Here is an 18990-nt window from a genome sequence, read left to right on the forward strand (position 1 = left end):
GAGCGAGGTGAGTCAGGGTGAATCTCAAAAAGGGAAGTACAGGTTTTCAGGCGAGAGAGCGGAACCCAAGCCGATTGAGCTATTAACAAAGCCGCAGAGATCGGAACCCAATCCACAATAAGACGGTAAATCGCCTTCAATTCCTCCGTTGAGAAAACCTAAAGTTTTCCATAATTGAACCGTTAACAACTTGATGGGCGGAATTGTGGCCTCCACCGCATTCTCTTTGGACTTCATAAAAGCAGGCTTGGCCGGCGACAAGGTAAAAACCCTGGGCGCGCCAATCTTCATCATCATGATTCTCGTCATGATGATCTTGCCTGTACCGCCTTTCGCACTCGATCTGTTTTTCACATTCAACATTGCGCTCAGCCTCATGGTGCTGGTTGCAAGCCTGTACACCACACGCCCACTCGATTTTGCTGCATTCCCCACCATTTTGCTGGTGACCACCCTGTTGCGCTTGAGCCTGAACGTGGCCTCAACCCGCGTGGTGCTCATGCATGGCCATGAGGGTCCAGACGCTGCAGGCAAGGTGATCGAGGCCTTCGGTCACTTTCTGGTGGGTGGCAACCTGGCCGTGGGTATCGTGGTGTTCGTTATTTTGATGTTGATCAACTTTGTGGTGATCACCAAAGGCGCTGGCCGAATCGCCGAAGTGTCCGCGCGTTTCACATTGGATGCCATGCCCGGCAAACAAATGGCAATTGATGCCGATTTGAATGCAGGCCTGATCGCAGAAGATGAAGCTCGCAAACGCCGTGCCGAAGTCAGTCAGGAAGCCGAGTTTTTCGGTTCAATGGACGGTGCCAGCAAGTTTGTTCGTGGCGACGCCATGGCCGGTATCATGATTCTGATCATCAACATCATTGGCGGTTTCGCGGTGGGTGTGATGCAGCACGACATGACTTTCGCCGACGCAGGCACCAACTATGTGTTGCTTGCCATTGGCGACGGCTTGGTGGCCCAGGTGCCAGCGCTGGTCATTTCAATCGCCGCAGGTTTGGTCGTGGCGCGCGTTGGTCAGGGTCAGGACATCGGTACCCAATTGGCGGGTCAGTTGCTCAAGTCCCCACAGGCCGTGGGTATCACTGCCGGCATAATGGCACTGCTGGGTATTATTCCTGGCATGCCCAGTTTTGCATTCTTGTTGCTGGCCGCCGGGTTTGGTTACCTGTCGTATCACCTGTCTCAGAAAACTGCAGTGCAGAAGGCCACTCCCACCACGGATGATCAAGCCAAAATCAAGGCCGCCACTACTGAAGCGCAGGAAGCCACTTGGGATGACTTGGTGCCCATCGACACCATTGCACTGGAAGTGGGTTACCGCCTGATCGCTTTGGTGGACAACAAACAAGATGGCGATTTGCTGAAACGCATCAAGGCCATTCGCAAAAAATTTGCACAGGAAATTGGTTTCTTGCCACCAGCCGTGCATTTGCGCGACAACCTGGAACTGCGCCCCTCGGTGTACCGTATTTTGCTGAAAGGCGTGTGCATGGGCGAGGGTGAAGTGTTCCCGAACCAACACCTGGCCATCAACCCTGGTCGCGTGACCATGCAGTTGCCCGGCCCGCAAACCACCGATCCAGCCTTCGGTTTGCCAGCCGTGTGGATTTCAGACGATCAAAAAGAGAAAGCCAACGCGGCGGGTTACACCGTGGTTGATGCTTCCACGGTGGTGGCCACGCACCTTTCGCATATTTTGCAAACATCGGCAGCCCAGTTATTGGGTCGAACCGAAACCCAGCAGTTGCTGGACCACTGCGCGAAAACCTCGCCCAAAGTGGTCGAAGACCTGACCCCCAAGTTGCTGGACGTTGCCGTCATTCAGAAGGTGTTGCAAAACCTGCTTGAAGAAAGCGTGCATATTCGCGACTTGCGCACCATATTTGAAACCCTGCTTGAAAACGGTGTTCGCACCAAGAATCCGCTTGAGCTGACCGCTGCAGTGCGCATCGCTTTGGGCCGTGCCATTGTTCAAGCCTTGGCGGGTACCAGTGAAGACCTCAATGTGTTGGTCATGGAACCCAAGCTGGAACAAATGATTACCCATGCACACACCGCAGCAGGGCAAGACCAGGTTGGTATTGACCCCAACCTGGCAGAAAACCTGGCTCGCCAAACTGCCGATGCAGCAGGTCGTCAAGAGCAACTGGGTCAAAGCCCAGTGCTGTTGGTGCCCGATGCATTGCGTTTGTCCATGGCCCGTTTGCTTAAGCGTGCAGCGCCCAACCTTCGGGTGCTGTCGCACAGTGAAATTCCTGAAAACCGTACTATCCGCGTTGCGCAAGTCGTAGGAGCGAAAGCATGAAGCTGAAAAAATTCACAGCCCCCACCACAAGAGAGGCCTTGCAAAAGCTGCGTGCTGAACTGGGTGAAGATGCAATCATTTTGTCCACCAAGCAAACTGCTGCGGGCACCGAAGTGCTGGCCGCGTCCTCGCAAGATCTGGACACTGTGATCGAGAAGCCGGCTGCTTCGTCAGCGCCCCTGTCGTGGACCAAGGCTGAACGCACACAATTTGCCGCGCAGGAAGCAACACGCCAGCCCACACCCGCCGAGAAAATTGCACAGCAGGTGGCCGCGCAGCGCGAGGTGTTGATCAATCGCGCACCCGTGATGCACCAAATACCGCAAGCCTTGCCTGAACACGACATGATCACGGACGTGGCCAAGCGCCGTTCGCAAGCGGCCAGCGATTCCATGGCCAGTGAGCAAACCGCGGTGCTGGAAGAAATCAAGCAAATGCGGCAGCTGTTGAAAGACCAAATGGCCATGATCACCTGGCGCGATGCCTTGGAGAAAAATCCCCAGCGCGGCGAACTGTGGAACCAGTTGACCCAATCCGGGTTCTCACCGCTGTTTGCGCGCACTGTGGTTGAAAAACTGCCCGCAGACCTTTCCGACAGCCAGGTTCAAGACTGGGTGATGAACGTCATCAAGAAAAACCTGAATGTGGTGCCAGCCGACAAAGACATTGTTGAGACCGGCGGCACATTTGCCTTGGTAGGCCCCACCGGTGTGGGCAAAACAACCACCACAGCCAAACTGGCCGCACGTTGCGTGGTGAAGTATGGTGCTGACTCGCTGGGCTTGATCACCACTGACAGCTACCGGATTGGCGCACAAGACCAACTGCGAATTTACGGCAAGATTCTGGGTGTGCAGGTGTACACCGCACAAACCCACGCCGACCTCGCCCAGTTGCGCAACACCATGCAACGCAAGCGCCTCATTTTGATTGACACAGTGGGCATGGGCCAACGAGATTCTCGCGTGGCTGAGCAAACAAAAATTTTGACCGACAGCCATGTGAAGCGTGTGTTGTTGCTCAACGCAACCAGCCAGCCAGAGACGCTTGATGATGTCGTGCGCCATTACAAAAGCACGGGTTTGAGTGGTGCAATTTTGTCCAAACTGGATGAAGCCATCAAAATTGGCGGTGTACTCGATGTGGTTATGCGTCACAAACTGGCTCTGCACTACATTGCCACCGGCCAGCGTGTGCCTGAAGACCTATTCCCGGCTGACCCTCGCGTGTTGGTGCACCGCGCCATGCGTGCCCGCAGCAGTCAGGCGTTTCAAGCCTCGAGCGAGGAATTGAAATGGAAAATGGCCCAAGTCTCAGCGACTGGAATTTAAAGTTTCATGGTCTACTGAATCCTATGGATCAAGCCAAAACACTTCGACACTTGCTGGGCCGCAAAGCCGCTACCATTCACCCGATTCTCGGTGATATGGGGAGCGACTATGCAGCCTGTCTGGCTCGTTTTGTACTGGAGCAGCAAGCGCGCTCCGATCGGGCAGCCGTGTTGTTTGACGGGTCTGCAGCTGGCTTGCCGCAACTGCTGCCAATCCATGCACGCACAGATCTGATTGAATTTTTCAACGGCAATCTGAACCTGGAAGATCAGGTCATCGAGCTTGCTGAATCCCAATACCTGGTGGTGGCCCGAATTGGTCTTGAGGCCCTGGCCAAAAAGCCGGCTCAATCCGTGGCCCTGCTGGGCAAGCTTCATCGCATGCCGGTGAGCTGCGACCGCTTTTATGCCACATTGCCCTACGAGGCAGTCCAACTGGCCAAAGCCTTTTCCCCACAAGACGACTGGTACTGGGTGGTGCAGCCCACCGCCCGATCGGTGACCCGTGCCTTTCAGGCCATTCGTTCTTCAAAAGGGGTAGACGAAAATATTCGCCATCGTGTTATTGTTGCGGGTGTAAGAAGCACAGATGAAGCCGATCACGTGTTCGCAAATTTGCTGGAAAGCACCTCGAGCTTTCTGGTCAATCCTCTGCAGTATGCGGGGCATTTGCCAGCCTTGCCTTCGGGCAAAGCCTTGAACCAGGTCGGTCGGGAGATGATTGCGGCAGGTCGGCGAATTGCGAAAGCCATTTGCTCTTTCGACGAACACGCACTGGCGTAATAACAAGACAGGAAGCACAGACTCCATGTACACAGCCCAGGGCACTTTAGACAAATCAAAGCAAGTGGACCAATACATCCCCTTGGTTCGCAGGTTGGCGCATCACCTGATCGCCAAGCTGCCCGCGTCTGTGCAAATCGATGATCTGATTCAAGCCGGCCTCATCGGCCTGATGGACGCCATTACCCGTTTTGAAGAAGGGCAGGGCGCCCAGTTTGAAACCTATGCCAGCCAACGAATTCGCGGCTCCATGCTCGATGAACTGCGCTCAGCCGACTGGATGCCGCGTGGCGTGCGCCAGGCACAGCGAAAAATTGAAACCGCCACCCTCAAGGCCGAACAAAAGCTTGGGCGCTCGGCCTCCGAAAAAGAAATTGCAGACGTGATGGGCGTTAGCCTGGACGAATACCAGGAAATGCTCTTTGATTCGCGTGGTGCATCACTGGTGTTTTATGACGATTACGCCGATGACGGCGATGGTGAAGGTTATCTGGATCGCCAGATTGGTGGTGACGAAGAAGCCAATCCGCTTGAAATGCTGGGCGACCAGCGTTTCCGTGAAAACCTGATTCAGGCCATTGAAGACCTTCCCGAACGTGAAAAAATGCTCATGGGGCTGTATTATGAGCAGGAGTTAAACTTCCGTGAAATCGCCGCTGTGCTGGGCGTGACTGAGTCCCGGGTGTGTCAGCTGCACACACAGGCGGTCAGTCGCCTCAAAGCCAAGCTTCGCGAACACTAAGCACACATGGCTGATCCCAAAGCCCAGGGAAAACCGAAAACTTTTGAGCAGTCTCGCACCAGGGTCAACCGCTCCCTGATACTCGTCATTCTCACTGGCGTTGGTCCCTTGGCCCTGGCCGCCTTTTACATGGCTGCCACAACCTCCGATGCCGCCAACTGGAAGTTGACCGTTCTCCTGACCTTGGCGTTGGGGGTGTTGGGCGCGTGGTTCATGGGCAACAAGCTCATGTCGGGTCTGCTTGAAATCATCCGTTCGTCCATCCAGTCTGAAAGCCAATTGCGCCGCCTCATGGAACTGTCGGGCGATTGGTATTGGCATCAGGATTCGGCCCACACCATTGTGCGAATCATCTACCGCGGCAAAGATCAAAACAGCAACGCCAAAAGCGGGTTCAAATTGCCTTTTGATGGTTTGGCCCGTTGGGACGTCGAAGGCTTGAAGTGTATTGACCCGCGCTACAACTGGGATACCTTCAAAGAACTTCTCGACAGTCACCAACCCTTTGACCGGGTTTGCTTTGAGTATTGGCCCCAAAACTCTGAGCGTGTTATTTTTGAATCCACTGGCCGGCCTTTGTACAACGCCAACGGCGATTTTGTGGGCTACATGGGTGTGTCCTCCGATTGCACACAGAAACGCTTGAATGAACAACTGCTTTCACTACAGCGTTCATTGTTGCAAGGGGTGTTACTGTCTGCACCCATTCCCGAGTTGGCAGCATCGTATGCGCGTGGTTTGAAAAACTGCCTCACCGTACATGCTGAGGTGGTACTGGGGTTTCGTGACAAATCCGAGCACAACCACTGGCGAGTGCGCGGCACTCACCCTGACTTGCGCATGCCTTTCGAGATTGGGCAGGCATTTTGGGACAAGGCTGAGCAGCTTTGCGAACCCCTGGAGGGACATGACCAGCATGGCTTGGTCTGGATCGCCAAAATGAAGCCCGAGCATTATTTTGAAGACAATTGGACCAGTGAACTTGGTATTACCACTGTGTGGTTTGCCCTGCGAAAAGCCATTGAGCCCAATCAGCCCGAGTACTGGATCATGGTGGCGCAACAAGGCGTCGACAGCACACGTCACGACGATGTGTTGCGTGTTTTAACCGCCATTCGCTTGCTTGGTTTGTGTGTGGAGCGTCGGGTTTTCGAAGACGATTTGCAGGGCTTGAATGGCACGCTTGAGCAACGGATCAATGACCGCACTGCTGAACTTACCCGCAGCAACTCCGAACTGGAGGCCTTCACCTACACGGTGTCGCATGATTTGCGTGCGCCCCTTCGCGCCATTGACGGTTTTTCCAGCATTCTGAAGGAAGACTTCGCCGACAGCCTGCCAGAAGATGCCCGCGGCCTGCTCGATCGAATCAGCAACAACGCACGTCAAATGGGTGGTCTCATTGACGGCTTGCTCGACTTCTCGCGTTTGCTGCGCACCGATGTTGCACGCGTCAGAGTAGACCAGCAACAGCTGCTGGATCAAATTCTGGATCAACTCGATGCCCGGCGAAAAAACGTGGTGGAGTTGTGCGAGCTGCCACCCGTGTATGCCGACCCCGTGTTGTTGAAGCAGGTGTGGATGAATTTGATCGACAACGCCTTGAAGTTCAGCAGCAAGGCGGCGCAGCCGAAAGTTACCATTCAGTGCGAAAAAACAGGGCGCTTTTACAGTTTTAGTGTTCGAGACAACGGCGCAGGCTTCGACATGAAGTACGCCGACAAACTATTCAATGTGTTTGAGCGTTTGCACCACAAAAAAGATTTTGATGGCACCGGCGTTGGCCTGGCCATTGTGAAACGGATTATTGAACGTCACGGCGGCGAGATCAGTGCCAAGGGTGAGCTGGGCCAAGGTGCCTGCTTCACATTTACCTTGCCTGAGCACGCCGACTTGAACGACTAAAAGGATACTTGCCATGGCTGACGTAGTGCTGGTTGATGACAATTCCAATGACGCAGACCTTGCTTTGCGCGTGGTGCGCAAAACTTCCTCAAGCTCCACCACGGTGCTGCTTGAGGATGGTGAACGGGCTATCGAGTACTTCAAACAGTTGATGGAAGATCACCCGAAAGACAGCGCGGCCCTGAATTTGCCCAAGCTCGTGCTGCTGGATCTGAAATTGCCCAAGCTGGATGGTCTGGAAGTGTTGAAGTTCTTGCGCTCGCACGATGTGTTCAAGACCATGCCCATTGTTGTACTGTCTTCATCACGCGAAATCAGCGATGTCAAACGTTCTTACGAGTTGGGAGTGAACAGCTTTGCAGTCAAGCCAGTGCAATTCGATCAGTATCTGACCCGAATTTCTGCACTGGTATCTTATTGGCTAACGATTAACGAATTACCGCGCGGGGCATAGCGCCACCGGTGAGGGCTGACTGGCTCATGCCACCTTTGGGGCCATAGGTATCGCTGGCGGTTGGCTTTTGTTCAGCCACAGCAGCTGCAGTCAAAATCGAAATTCTTTCTTGCAGTCCAGCCAATTGCTCGGTTACCAACTCGCCATTTGTATTGTTCAAACGCTGTGCGTGGGTGAGAGTGGTGCGCAGGGTTGAGTAGGTGCCTAGCAGGCGAGGTTCGTGTGCTGCAAGTACATCGACCCACAGGGCGATGCCGTCCATATTGGGCTGAAAGCCCTCAGCCTTGGCCAATTGAACGTTGTTCAGGTAACGCTTTTCAAGCTCCAGCATCATGGCTTCCTTGCGAAGGGCCAGGCTGTTCAGCTCAGTGGTTTGCAGTTTTACAAGGCACGCCTGTTCTTCAAGCAAGATATCCACCAGCGCCATGGCCATGTCACATTCATAGGCCAGGTTGCGGTACAAATTTTTTGCTGCGTCAGCGTGCGACATAATCTTCAATCCTCAGTTACTTTTGACCAAGCAACTCACGAGCACTTTCAATCACTTTGGCGGCAACCGCCTCGGCATTGACCTTGAACTCGCCTTTGCTAATGGCCTCTTTGATCTCGGCCACTTTCTCGGCGTTGAACGGCGCACCTGCTGCGCTCAGTTCACTCGACTGCCCGGAAAGCTTGGCTACTGCGCCTTCCGAACCGGTTTTCTCTGTGGAGCCAACCGATGCTGACTTGCTGCCACCTTGTGGCTTGGTCAGTTTGTCAATCGGGTTGCTTCCCGGGTTTATTCTATTAATACTCATGATGTCCTCCGCATTGGGGCAGAGCCTAAGTGGGTTTCGTATGTTTTCTTAACGGCTCGATTCCACCTAACTTTAACGAATTCTGGAAAGAATTCCTACTTTTTGAGGATCACCCCTACAAACTAACCTCAACCAGCAGCGCATCTCGCGCCACACCATGCAGTATCTTGCCCTGTGTGGTTTTGATTTTTACCACCTCGCCCAACTCGGCCTCACCCATCGCAACCGCGGTACCACCAATTGCAAAGCCAGGGCCTTTCATCATTACCTTCACGGTATCGCCGTTTTTCACCAAGGCCTGGCCGCGCAAATAGTCGTGCTTCAACAGCGTGCCTGGCCACAATTGGCGGGCTGCTGTTTTGTTGTTTAAATGCGCAAGGTCGCTGACCCAGCCGTGGCTCAGCTGGCTTAAATCCATGGTTCTGAATTCAACATCATTCAGGCCCAGCGTTTGGCCCGATTGAATTGTTCCTTTTACCACCAGCACAGGCGCCCACACTTTCACATCGACACCCACAAAGAAGGGGGCTGTGTCCGATCCCACGCACTGCACGCGCACATAAGTGCGGCCCCACATTTTGTTGCCTGCCGTATTGGCAAACAAGGCGGCGGGGCATTGCAGGCTGCCAATCCGTTCATCGGCTTTTACAAACTTCACATCCACACTTGCGCCAGGTGGCAGCAGCGCGGGGTCGACCAGTTCACTCAGTTGGGCTTCAGTCACCCAGCGAGAACTGTCGGTTTGTGCTGCACCAGTCTGAACAAGCCCAAGGACAAGCCCTGCGCCAAACAGCACTCGAAATGCGATGTTAAAAAAAGTGAGAAATTTCATTCAAGTTCTGGGCACTGCTGCCGTAAATGTCACTGTAAGAAACAATTTCTGCCTCGATGACAACATCCTAGGCGGGAGCTTGCTGCACCCTAAGCAGAAAAAGAGCACCCTTTCCCCCCTTTCTCTCCACTTTGATTTGACAGCATCAATTCAATAATTCATTCATCCGTCCGTGTATGAAGGATTAAAAGATGTTGGACAAACTTACAGATGCAATGCAGTTCTCTGCCGAGGCCCTGAAACTCAGAGCGCGTCGGCAAGAGGTATTGACCTCCAACATTTCCAACGTCGACACCCCCAATTACAAAGCAGTCGATTTCGACTTTCAAAGCGCGCTGAAAGCAGCCACAGGCGAGAAGGGTTCCATGGGTAGTCCTTCCAATCCAGGCCTTGGCAATGGCGCAGGTGCCTTGGCTGTGACCCACCAAGGCCACATAACCGGCAAAGGCAACGCAGGCATGAGCACCGCCGAGATGTTGCAGTTTCGCCGCGGCAACAATGCCGCCATCGATGGCAACTCGGTCGACATCGACCGCGAGCGCGCCGCATTTGCAGAGAACACGGTGAAGTACGAAGCCGCCTTGCGTTCAATCAACGGAAGAATTTCTTCCTTGAAGCAAGCCATGGGTTCGGGCAACCAATAAGGGTATAGGGAGCAAACATGTCGCTATTTAATTCTTTCAAACTGGCCGGTGGCGCGATGCAAGCGCAAACCACACGTCTGAACACAGTGGCGAGCAACCTCGCCAACGTCGATACGGCAGCGGGTGACCCCAATTCTGTTTATCAAGCCCGAAAAGTTGTGTTCGAAGCCGTGCTTCAAAAAGCGGCGCCTGGCAAGGCCTCGCTGGCTGAGAACGTGCAGGTGAAAGACATTGTGGAAGACAAAACCGAGGCCAAAAAAATGTTCGACCCCAAGCACCCCATGGCCGATGAAGACGGATATGTCTACATGCCCAATGTGAATGCCGTGGAGGAAATGGTCGACATGCTGGCCGCCTCGCGCAGCTACCAAACCAACGCAGAAGTAATGAACACAGCCAAACAGTTGATGTTGAAAACCTTGAACATGGGCAACCAGTAAGGAGCAATGAAAAATGACGATTGACGTAACTTCCGCACTGGGTAACAACAGCGGCACCACAGCAGCAAAAAAGAAAACCGATGAAAACAGCCCCGAAGCGATTCAGGAGCGGTTCATGTCTTTGCTGGTGGCCCAGTTGAAAAACCAGGATCCACTGGCCCCCATGGACAATGCCCAGGTGACCAGTCAAATGGCTCAGTTAAACACCGTTACCGGCATTAACACACTGAATGCCACCATGGAAGGCGTAGCAGCGTCGATCAATGCCAACCAGACAGTACAGGCCACCAGCATGCTGGGTCGCGCAGTATTGACCGAAGGCAATGATCTGAAACTGGTGGATGGCAAAGCTGTGGGCTCCATGGAACTGAACCAGAGTGCCGACATTCTGCGCGTGAATGTGCTGGATGCAGGGGCGAATGTGGTGCGCACCATCGAATTGGGCCCGCAATCCAAAGGTACGCATGAGTTTGAGTGGGACGGCAAAAGCAACGACGGCAGCACCTTGCCCGCCGGCAACTACAAGTTTGAGATTGAAGCAAAAGCAGCAGGCAAAGACGCCAGCGTCACACCACTGACCCTTTCTGTGGTTCAAGGCGTGCGCAATGCCGGCGCAGAAGGCACCAAACTTTTAACCAGCAATGGCAGCGAAATTACCTTCGCAGACATTAAGCAGGTTTTCTAAATTAAAGATTTTTCAAGGAGTCAAGCATGGCTTTTTCAGCAGGTGGTAGTTTCCAGCAGGGTTTGAGTGGTCTGAACGCAGCGCAGCGCGGTTTGGAAGTCATTGCAAACAACGTGTCCAACGCCAGTGTGGTCGGCTTTAAAGGATCGGAGGCAGAGTTCTCCGATGTGTTCGCCCGAGCATTCAATGGCGCACGTTCTACCAATGGCATTGGTTTGGGTACCAGCCTCGCAGCGGTCACGCAAAACTTCAAACAAGGCAATATCAACGTGACTGGCAACCCCTTGGACCTGGCCATCAGTGGCACTGGTTTCTTCAAGGTACAGGCTGGCAACGGCGACAACATTTATACCCGCAATGGTCAGTTCACATTGAACAATGAAGGCGTCATCGTGAACTCCCGTGGCGACAAACTGCAGGGCTTTCCGGTGGATGCAGCCACTGGTCGTCCGTCCGATGTTGCCCAGGATATTCTGGTGCCACGCGGCAGCATTCCGCCTGCTGCCACTCGTTCCGCCAACCTTGACCTGAACCTGGATGCACGCGCCACTGCCATCGATCCTGCTTTGGCATTTGATCCTGCCAATTTGAACACCTTCAACAATTCAACATCGATGACGGTGTATGACGAATTGGGCGGTGCACACATCATGGCCATTTACATGCGCAAGGAAGCGTCCAACGACTGGTCCGTGTTTGCAACCGTCGACGGCACACAGGTCGACGTGGGTACTGCGCCCGTGGCTGTAACCACTGCACCTGCGCAATCGACTTCAGCCAACCTTCAATACGGCGTGGACGGTCTGTTGACTACCCCCAACAGCGGAAATCTGACAGTGGACATGTCACGTTTCGTGACCGCAAGTGGTGTGCCATTTTCTTCCACAGGCACAGCACCCAATCAGTTCACCTTCGACATGAGCAACACCACCCAGTACGGCAGCTCGTTTGTTGTGCAAAACCTGGGTCAGGATGGTTTTGAATCCTCTCCATTTGCAGGTTTTGATGTGGGCGCAGACGGCATGTTGACCATCAGCTACGCCAACGGCCAGTTGGTGAACCATGCACAAATTGGTTTGTATCGTTTCCCGAATCCGGAAGGCTTGCAGCCAGTGGGTTCGAATGGCTGGTTGGCCACCAACTCCTCGGGACCTGAATTGGTGTCGCTGAGTGAAGACACCGCATTCGGCATTATCCAGTCGGGTGCGCTGGAAGAATCGAACATTGATTTGACGGCTGAACTGGTCGCCATGATTTCCGCACAGCGCGTGTATCAGGCCAACTCACAGACCATTAAAACGCAAGATTCAATGTTCCAGACCATCACCAACCTTCGTTAATGTGAACTGAAGCGGGATCGCAAGAATGGACAAACTGATTTTCCTGGCCGCCCAAGCCGCCAAAGGCACAATGTCTCGCCAAGAGAACATTGCCAACAACCTGGCCAACGTGAACACGCCCGGGTTTAGGCAACAACTCATGGCTTTTCAAAGCGCGCCTGTGACAGGCGAGGGCAGTGGTTCCAGAAGCTTTGCGGTGGAAACCAGCATTGGCTTTGACACCACGCCAGGACAAATTCAGTCCACGGGGCGGGAAATGGACGTGGCCATTCAAGGCGAGGGCTGGTTTGCAGTCAACGACGCGAAAGGCAATGAAGCCTACACCCGCAACGGCTCCTTTCAGCTGGATGGGCAGGGCAATCTGGTGACCCAGGAAGGTTATTCGGTGATTGGCAGCAATGGCCCTATCAATGTACCGCCTGACCACCGTTTGTCGTTCGAAGGCGATGGTTCTGTGTCTGCCATTCCAATCAGTGGCGACACCAATGTGGTTCAGTTGGGCCGCTTGAAACTCGTGAATATTCCCGAAGGTGACATTAATCGTGGTGACGACGGTTTGTTTCGCGCTGCCAATGGCGATCCGGCCGAAGCAGATTTGAATGTGCGTGTGGCCGGTGGTTTTATTGAATCGAGCAATGTGAATGCGGTGGACATGATGGTGCAAATGATCACCGCGGCCCGCCAGTATGAAACCCAAATGAAAATGATCAGCACGGCCAAAGAAAACGGCCAGGCCGCCAACAGCCTGTTTGGCATGAATTAAGGAGAAAACCCATCATGATGCGTTCTTTGTGGATTGCAAAAACAGGTCTGGATGCCCAGCAAACCCAGCTGGATGTGATTTCAAACAACCTGGCCAACACAGCCACCAACGGCTTTAAACGCTCGCGCGCTGTGTTTGAAGATTTGCTGTACCAAACCCTTCGCCAGCCCGGTGCACAAACCACCGAGCAAACCCAGGTGCCTTCCGGCCTGCAAATTGGTACGGGTGTAAAGCCGGTGTCTACAGTGCGAAATTTTGCACAGGGTAACTTGCAGCAAACCGGCAACACACTCGATGTGGCCATCAACGGCCAGGGGTTTTTCCAGGTTCAAATGCCCGATGGCACCACCAGTTACACCCGCGATGGCAGCATTCAGATTGACGCCAACGGCACACTGGTCACTTCCAACGGTTACCCCGTGCTTGGTCCTGTCACTATTCCGCAAGGCGTCCAGGAAATATCAATTTCTCAAGATGGTGTGGTGTCCGCAGTGGTGCAGGGGCAGGTTCAACCCCAGGAACTGGGTCAAATCCAGTTGGCGAGTTTTGTAAATCCGGCCGGCTTGTTCAGCATGGGTCAAAACCTGTATTCAGAAACAGCCGCCTCAGGCGCACCTACACAAGCTGTAGCAGGTACCAATGGCGTGGGCTTTATTTCCCAAGGCTTTGTCGAAACATCCAACGTCAACGTGGTGGAAGAACTGGTCGGCTTGATTCAGGCCCAGCGTGCCTATGAAATCAACTCCAAGGCAATCTCCACATCAGACCAGATGTTACAGCGCTTATCTCAGCTTTGATTCTTGAAACATTGGGCACACTGAATGTGTTCTGATGGAGTGTATGGCATGAAAAGATTGGTTCTAATCGGTTTAACGGCAGCGTTTTCAATAACTTTAGGGGCTTGTTCAACTTTCGCACCGAAAGTGGACATGCCCGAGAAAACCACCGTGTCGCAGCAGGTTCAACAACCCGCCCAAGTCGCCATGGCCGCGCCAACTGGCAGCCTTTATAGCCCTGCCACCTACCGCCCTTTGTTTGAAGACCAGCGCGCCCGCTTTTTGGGTGACACGCTCACTATTCAAATCATTGAGCAGATCAACGCTGCGCAAACCAACTCCATGAGTGCTTCACGCAGTGACTCTGCAAGTATCGATGTGCCACTGATTCAGGGTTTCTTTGGCAGCCGCGATTTGCGCGCCATCAACGGCAGTGCCAGCAGCGACAAAGATTTTTCTGGCGAGGGTTCCAGCCGCGCCGCGAATACCTTGACTGGGTCCATTACGGTCACAGTGGCCAGCGTATTGCCCAATGGCAATTTACAGGTTGTGGGTGAAAAGCAGATTGGCACCAATCGCGAAGTGGAATATTTGAAATTCAGTGGTGTCGTGAACCCCATCACCATATTGCCCGGCAACGTGGTGCCCAGCACCAAGGTTGCTGATGCCCGCATTGAATATCGTGGAAAAGGCGCATTGGACTCTGCCACTGCCATGGGCTGGTTGAGCCGCTTTTTCCTGACTGTATTGCCTTTCTGAACTGGACCACATCATGAAACGCATTTCCTTTCTGGAACTGAAAGATCGAATTCTCAAGGGTGCTGTATTGGCACTGACCGCCGCCGCTGTCATGGCTTTTGGCACACAGGCCGAGGCCCAAACCCGAATTCGTGACCTGGTCACTGTGTCTGGCGTTCGCTCCAACCCTGTGTATGGATATGGCCTCGTGATTGGCCTGGATGGCACCGGCGACCAAACCACACAAACACCGTTCACCAGTCAAAGCATTGTGTCCATGCTGCAGCAGTCGGGCATTACCTTGCCACCCGGTGCCAATTTGCAGTTGAAAAACGTTGCATCGGTCATGGTGACTGCCAACTTGCCAGCGTTTGCACAGCCGGGCCAGGCCATTGACGTTACTGTGTCGTCCATCGGCAATGCCAAAAGCCTGCGCGGTGGCATGTTGCTGATGACCCCGCTGAAAGGTGCAGACGGCCAGGTGTACGCCCTGGCCCAAGGTCAACTGATTGTGGGTGGTGCAGGCGCTTCTGCAGGGGGCTCCAAAACCGTGATCAACCATTTGTCGGCAGGTCGTATTCCAGCGGGTGCCTTGGTTGAACGTGAAGTGGCTTCGCCTTTCCTGCTTGGTGAAACCTTGCAGCTTGAGTTGACCAGCACCGATTTCTCCAACGCCATTCGCGTGGCCGAGGCGATCAACAACAACATGGGGCCGAATGTGGCGCAAGCGCTGGATGGCCGCACCATCAAGGTTCGTGCACCTTCCAACCCCAACGACCGCGTGGCATTTTTGTCGCGTGTTCAAGAATTGAGTATCAACAAAGCCATGGGCAGTGCCAAAGTGATTGTGAATGCACGCACGGGTTCTGTGGTCATGAATCAGGCGGTGATGCTTGAAAGTTGTGCCGTGGCGCACGGCAACCTCACCGTGAAAATAACGTCTACCCCGGTCATTTCACAGCCTGCACCGTTTGGTCAGGGCGAAACCGTGGTCACTGAAGTGGCCGATATTCAAATTTCTGAAGCCGGTGGCGAGCTGATCGAAATCAAGGGCGCCGCGCAGCTGTCCGATGTGGTTAAAGCACTGAACGCTTTGGGCGCAACCCCCAGCGACCTGATTTCCATTTTGCAAGCCATGCAAACTGCTGGCAGCCTGAAAGCCGAACTCGAGGTGATCTAAATGACGCCATTGTCGAACAATCCGGTGGATACCCAACAAATGCTGTCGATGGATTCCCGCAGCCTGGAGGGTTTGAAGCGTGGCGCACGCGCAGAACGCGGCAGCGAAGAATTCAATGCTGCAGTCGATAAAGTGGCGGTGCAGTTTGAATCAATTTTCTTGCAAATGGCCCTGAAAAGTATGAGGGATGCCACGCCCGAAGGTGGCTTGTTCACCGACTCCAGCACCAAAACTTACCAGGGCATGTACGACCAGGAACTGGTCCAGAAACTATCAGGCAAAGGTTTGGGTTTGGCAGGCGAAATTGCCAGGCAATTAAAAGCCGGGGCTGGTGTGGGTGGCGAGCAAACCATTTTCCCGCCGGGACAGGTTAAAAAAGACTTGCCCTCAACTTTCCCGAAAACTGACCGTTAAGTCGTTCAAGACACCAAAGGATCCTGAATTATGTCTACCTCGGTCTACGGAATTGCGCTCAGCGGCCTGAATGCCGCGCGGGCCGGCATCTCTACAACATCCAACAACATTGCGAATAGCAATACGGTCGGGTACAACCGCCAGCAAGTAATTCAACAGGCGCGCCCGTCCACAGGCAGCGATGTTGGCTTCATAGGGCAAGGTGTCGACATTGCCTCGGTACAGCGTGTGTACTCTGATTTCATCAATTCGCAAGAACAGAAAGCCACTTCAGATGCTGCTTTTTACAATGCCAAGGCCCAGCAAATTGCGCGCGTAGATGCGATGATCGCCGACGATGCCTCAGGTCTTTCCAGCGCATTGAGCATCTTCTTCGGTGCAGCACAAACACTCTCGACCAACCCGGCCGATCTGGCTGCCCGCCAAAACTATTTGTCGTCTGCAGAAACCCTGAGTTCACGCTTCAACGGTTTGAATACGGTGATGGACGAACTGCGCAGTGCCACTAATTTGAAGGTGCGCGACACGGTTGAGCAACTGAATAACGCCACATCGCAAATTGCTGCATTGAACAACCAGATCGTGACTGCCCAGAACCAAACTTCCAATGGCGGGCCTCCCAATGATTTGATGGACCGCCGGGACAAATTGATTCTTGAATTGTCCGAGCAGGTACAAACCACGCGTGTGGACATGGCTGATGGTTCGACCAACCTGTTTTTGGCGAATGGCCAGTCATTGGTCATTGGTACTACCCAATTTCCGGTTCAAACCCAGGTTGATCCTCAGGATCCACAAAACCTGCTGGTGGGCATGACCACCAATGTGAATGGCCAAGATCGCCTGCTGGCATTCGATTCCGGCAGCTTGGGCAATGGCGCTTTGGCCGGTTTTCTCAGTTTCCGGGAAGATGAACTGACTGAGTACCAGAACACCATCAGCCTGCTGGCTGCGCGAATTGGTCAAACAGTCAACGACATTCAAACAGCGGGCGTCGACCTGGACAACAACCCGGCCAGTGCACTGTTCAGTTTCGGCAGCAGTGGCAGTTTTGTGGACGACATTTCTCGCGTTGTTCCCAATGTAAACAACAGCACGGTCAACCCAACGCAAGTCACCTTGCGTGGTCTGGATTTGTCCAAGCTTGGCCCTGCCGAATACGAAGTTCAAATTGTGGGTAGCCAACCTCGCTATCGCGAAGTGGGCTCGGATGGCCCGTTTGTTCCCGCAAGCCTGGTGACCGATCCCGGCGGTGATTACTTTGAAATTCGCGATCCTGCAGGCGCACCTTTGCTCAGTTTTCAACTGAACAATGCCACACCGCAGGAAGGGGACCGCTTTGTGCTAATGCCCGTGCGTGAAGCCGCATTGAACATGCGCACAGCGATTGACCGTCCATCGGAAGTCGCGGCCTCGTCGGCTGTGAATCCCAGTATCGGCAACAACGAGAACATACTGGCGGTGGCTGCATTACAAAATTCACGCACCCTGTTTCAGTCCAATAACTCGGCGGGTGTGTCCATTTCTGACGGCTTTAACCAGCTGGTGAGTCGAGTGGGCAACAAAACCCGTGAATTTAATCTGGCTGCTGAGTCGCGCGAAACCGTGTTGAACCAGGTGGCTGATTCACGCGATGCCTTGCAAGGCGTGAACATGGACGAAGAGGCCGCCAACCTGATCAAGTTTCAGCAGGCTTACCAGGCTTCCGGACGGGTTATTTCATTGTCCAAAGAATTGTTTGATCAAATCCTCAGCATGTTCTGATCGGGTTTCAAGGAAAAATTATGGCAATCGGCAGAATCAGCACCAACCAGTACTTCAAGCTCAGCACAGACCGCATGAGCAAACAGCAAACTGAGCTGGTGAAACTACAAGGACAGTTGGCGACGGGTCAGCGCGTGCTGAAACCATCAGATGACCCTTTGGCCATGTCAGTTGCTCTTGGCGCGAAGGCGGGTGTTAAAACCATCGACAGCTACCAAAGCAACATCACGTATGTGAACAACCAGCTGGGTCAAATGGATGTGGCCTTGCAGTCGGCTTCTGACATCATGGTGTCTATCAAGGAAGCATTCCTGCAGGCTGGTAACGCCGCACTTAGCCCGGCCGACCGCGAAATTATTGCGCAAGACATTGAGGGCCGCATGGAAGAGTTGCGTGGCATTGCCAACCGCACCGACGCCAACGGTTATTACATGTTCTCCGGTACTTTCCAGGATCAGGAGCCATTCCAGACCCCTGGTGGTGCGATTACTGGCACTTTTCTCGAAACATCCACAGCTGCAGCCGGTGAGGCTGTAGTGGGTCGTGAAATTCAGGTGGCCAGCGGCCGTTTTGTAAACCTCAGTATTACCGGTCAAGACGCGTTTGTTGATCCGAACACCAACGAAGACGCATTTGCGATTCTTCGTGATGCCGTTGCCTTGTTGCGCAACCCAGCTTACCCCAACGGGCAAGAGGGCGCTACACCGCAAGACACCTATCTGAGAGCATTCAATGACAAGGGTGCGCAGCTCGACGATATCTTTGATCAGGTTCAAATTTCCCGCACCAAGGTGGGTGTTCGTTTGCGTGAAGTAGAAACACTGCAGCAAATCAACCAATCTGCTCAGTTAGAGCTTGAGCGCGTTGCTGGCGAGGCGGTGGGGCTGGACTATGCCAAGGCCATCAGCGAGCTGTCACAGGGGCAATTGCAGCTCCAGGCAGCACAACAAAGCTTTGCGAGTACCTCGCAGTTGACCTTGTTCAACTTTATTGGCTGAACTTGAAGGGTCTGTGCTGGGGGTTTTTGCCAACCCAGCGTGGGTGACTTTTGATCCGAACTTGAAGGGTCACCGCTGCCCGAAAACTTGG

The 18990-nt window shown here is 53.7% G+C and carries 21 protein-coding genes; 17 read left to right on the forward strand and 4 right to left on the reverse strand.

Translation table 11 applies throughout. From position 1 onward, the window contains the following. Window positions 1–24: 24 nt before the first annotated feature. On the reverse strand, window positions 25–309 hold the full coding sequence (locus tag B4N58_RS13715) for a hypothetical protein (protein ID WP_291750393.1): 285 nt from the start codon (window positions 307–309) through the stop codon (window positions 25–27). Between B4N58_RS13715 and flhA the strand changes: the two genes are divergently transcribed. The 6 genes from flhA to B4N58_RS13745 are packed head-to-tail and all read left to right on the forward strand — an operon-like array spanning window position 308 to window position 7528. Beyond that, a complete protein-coding gene (gene flhA, locus B4N58_RS13720) occupies window positions 308–2314 on the forward strand; it encodes a flagellar biosynthesis protein FlhA (protein ID WP_291750394.1) in 2007 nt (668 codons plus the stop codon). The genes B4N58_RS13715 and flhA overlap by 2 nt on opposite strands. Then, complete coding sequence (gene flhF, locus B4N58_RS13725; protein ID WP_291750396.1) at window positions 2311–3645, forward strand: flagellar biosynthesis protein FlhF; 1335 nt, start codon at window positions 2311–2313, stop codon at window positions 3643–3645. Before flhA ends, flhF begins: the two co-directional genes overlap by 4 nt. Further along, window positions 3609–4427 (forward strand): MinD/ParA family ATP-binding protein, encoded by an 819-nt coding sequence (locus B4N58_RS13730; protein WP_291750398.1) that lies wholly within the window; start codon window positions 3609–3611, stop codon window positions 4425–4427. The genes flhF and B4N58_RS13730 overlap by 37 nt, the downstream gene beginning before the upstream one ends. 25 nt (window positions 4428–4452) lie before the next feature. Beyond that, complete coding sequence (locus B4N58_RS13735; protein WP_291750400.1) at window positions 4453–5169, forward strand: RNA polymerase sigma factor FliA; 717 nt, start codon at window positions 4453–4455, stop codon at window positions 5167–5169. 6 nt (window positions 5170–5175) lie between these two features. Then, window positions 5176–7074, forward strand: a complete 1899-nt coding sequence (locus tag B4N58_RS13740) for a sensor histidine kinase (RefSeq protein WP_291750401.1) — start codon at window positions 5176–5178, stop codon at window positions 7072–7074. 13 nt (window positions 7075–7087) lie between these two features. Continuing rightward, window positions 7088–7528: a response regulator gene (locus tag B4N58_RS13745; protein WP_008251752.1), complete on the forward strand. Its 441-nt coding sequence runs from the start codon at window positions 7088–7090 to the stop codon at window positions 7526–7528. On the opposite strand, the gene flgN is transcribed toward B4N58_RS13745, so the two are convergent. From flgN to flgA, 3 genes are all read right to left on the reverse strand, one after another. Then, window positions 7503–8018, reverse strand: coding sequence for a flagellar protein FlgN (gene flgN / locus B4N58_RS13750; RefSeq protein WP_008251753.1), 516 nt, complete (start codon window positions 8016–8018; stop codon window positions 7503–7505). The genes B4N58_RS13745 and flgN overlap by 26 nt on opposite strands. A 16-nt stretch (window positions 8019–8034) precedes the next feature. Continuing rightward, complete coding sequence (flgM, locus tag B4N58_RS13755; RefSeq protein WP_008251754.1) at window positions 8035–8325, reverse strand: flagellar biosynthesis anti-sigma factor FlgM; 291 nt, start codon at window positions 8323–8325, stop codon at window positions 8035–8037. Between the two features lie 115 nt (window positions 8326–8440). Beyond that, the gene (flgA, locus tag B4N58_RS13760) at window positions 8441–9157 is read right to left on the reverse strand and encodes a flagellar basal body P-ring formation chaperone FlgA (protein ID WP_008251755.1); all 717 of its coding nucleotides are present in this window, start codon (window positions 9155–9157) and stop codon (window positions 8441–8443) included. Window positions 9158–9348: 191 nt separating this feature from the next. Here flgA and flgB point away from each other — a divergent pair, with 191 nt between their 5' ends. Genes flgB through flgL form a run of 11 tightly spaced genes read left to right on the forward strand, consistent with a single transcriptional unit; the run spans window position 9349 to window position 18899 of the window. Further along, on the forward strand, window positions 9349–9801 hold the full coding sequence (gene flgB, locus B4N58_RS13765; protein WP_008251756.1) for a flagellar basal body rod protein FlgB: 453 nt from the start codon (window positions 9349–9351) through the stop codon (window positions 9799–9801). A 17-nt stretch (window positions 9802–9818) separates the two neighbouring features. Beyond that, complete coding sequence (gene flgC, locus B4N58_RS13770) at window positions 9819–10241, forward strand: flagellar basal body rod protein FlgC (protein WP_008251757.1); 423 nt, start codon at window positions 9819–9821, stop codon at window positions 10239–10241. 13 nt (window positions 10242–10254) lie between these two features. Then, complete coding sequence (locus B4N58_RS13775; RefSeq protein WP_008251758.1) at window positions 10255–10926, forward strand: flagellar hook assembly protein FlgD; 672 nt, start codon at window positions 10255–10257, stop codon at window positions 10924–10926. Window positions 10927–10952: 26 nt separating this feature from the next. Then, window positions 10953–12266 carry a flagellar hook protein FlgE gene (gene flgE / locus B4N58_RS13780; RefSeq protein WP_291750406.1) on the forward strand — a complete coding sequence of 438 codons (1314 nt, stop codon included), beginning with the start codon at window positions 10953–10955 and terminating at the stop codon, window positions 12264–12266. A 25-nt stretch (window positions 12267–12291) separates the two neighbouring features. Then, window positions 12292–13029: a flagellar basal-body rod protein FlgF gene (gene flgF, locus B4N58_RS13785; protein ID WP_008251760.1), complete on the forward strand. Its 738-nt coding sequence runs from the start codon at window positions 12292–12294 to the stop codon at window positions 13027–13029. Window positions 13030–13043: 14 nt separating this feature from the next. Further along, window positions 13044–13826 carry a flagellar basal-body rod protein FlgG gene (gene flgG / locus B4N58_RS13790; protein WP_138519303.1) on the forward strand — a complete coding sequence of 261 codons (783 nt, stop codon included), beginning with the start codon at window positions 13044–13046 and terminating at the stop codon, window positions 13824–13826. Between the two features lie 48 nt (window positions 13827–13874). After that, window positions 13875–14564 (forward strand): flagellar basal body L-ring protein FlgH, encoded by a 690-nt coding sequence (locus tag B4N58_RS13795; RefSeq protein WP_040513418.1) that lies wholly within the window; start codon window positions 13875–13877, stop codon window positions 14562–14564. 13 nt (window positions 14565–14577) lie between these two features. Beyond that, entirely contained in the window at window positions 14578–15723 is a 1146-nt protein-coding gene (locus B4N58_RS13800; RefSeq protein WP_291750410.1) for a flagellar basal body P-ring protein FlgI, read from the forward strand. Next, on the forward strand, window positions 15724–16137 hold the full coding sequence (locus B4N58_RS13805) for a rod-binding protein (protein WP_291750412.1): 414 nt from the start codon (window positions 15724–15726) through the stop codon (window positions 16135–16137). Between the two features lie 30 nt (window positions 16138–16167). Further along, window positions 16168–17901, forward strand: a complete 1734-nt coding sequence (flgK, locus tag B4N58_RS13810; RefSeq protein WP_291750414.1) for a flagellar hook-associated protein FlgK — start codon at window positions 16168–16170, stop codon at window positions 17899–17901. A gap of 20 nt (window positions 17902–17921) precedes the next feature. Then, the gene (gene flgL, locus B4N58_RS13815) at window positions 17922–18899 is read left to right on the forward strand and encodes a flagellar hook-associated protein FlgL (RefSeq protein ID WP_008251770.1); all 978 of its coding nucleotides are present in this window, start codon (window positions 17922–17924) and stop codon (window positions 18897–18899) included. The last annotated feature ends 91 nt before the right edge of the window (window positions 18900–18990 follow it).

This window comes from Limnobacter sp. UBA3528 (assembly GCF_002377005.1).
GTDB lineage: Bacteria > Pseudomonadota > Gammaproteobacteria > Burkholderiales > Burkholderiaceae_B > Limnobacter.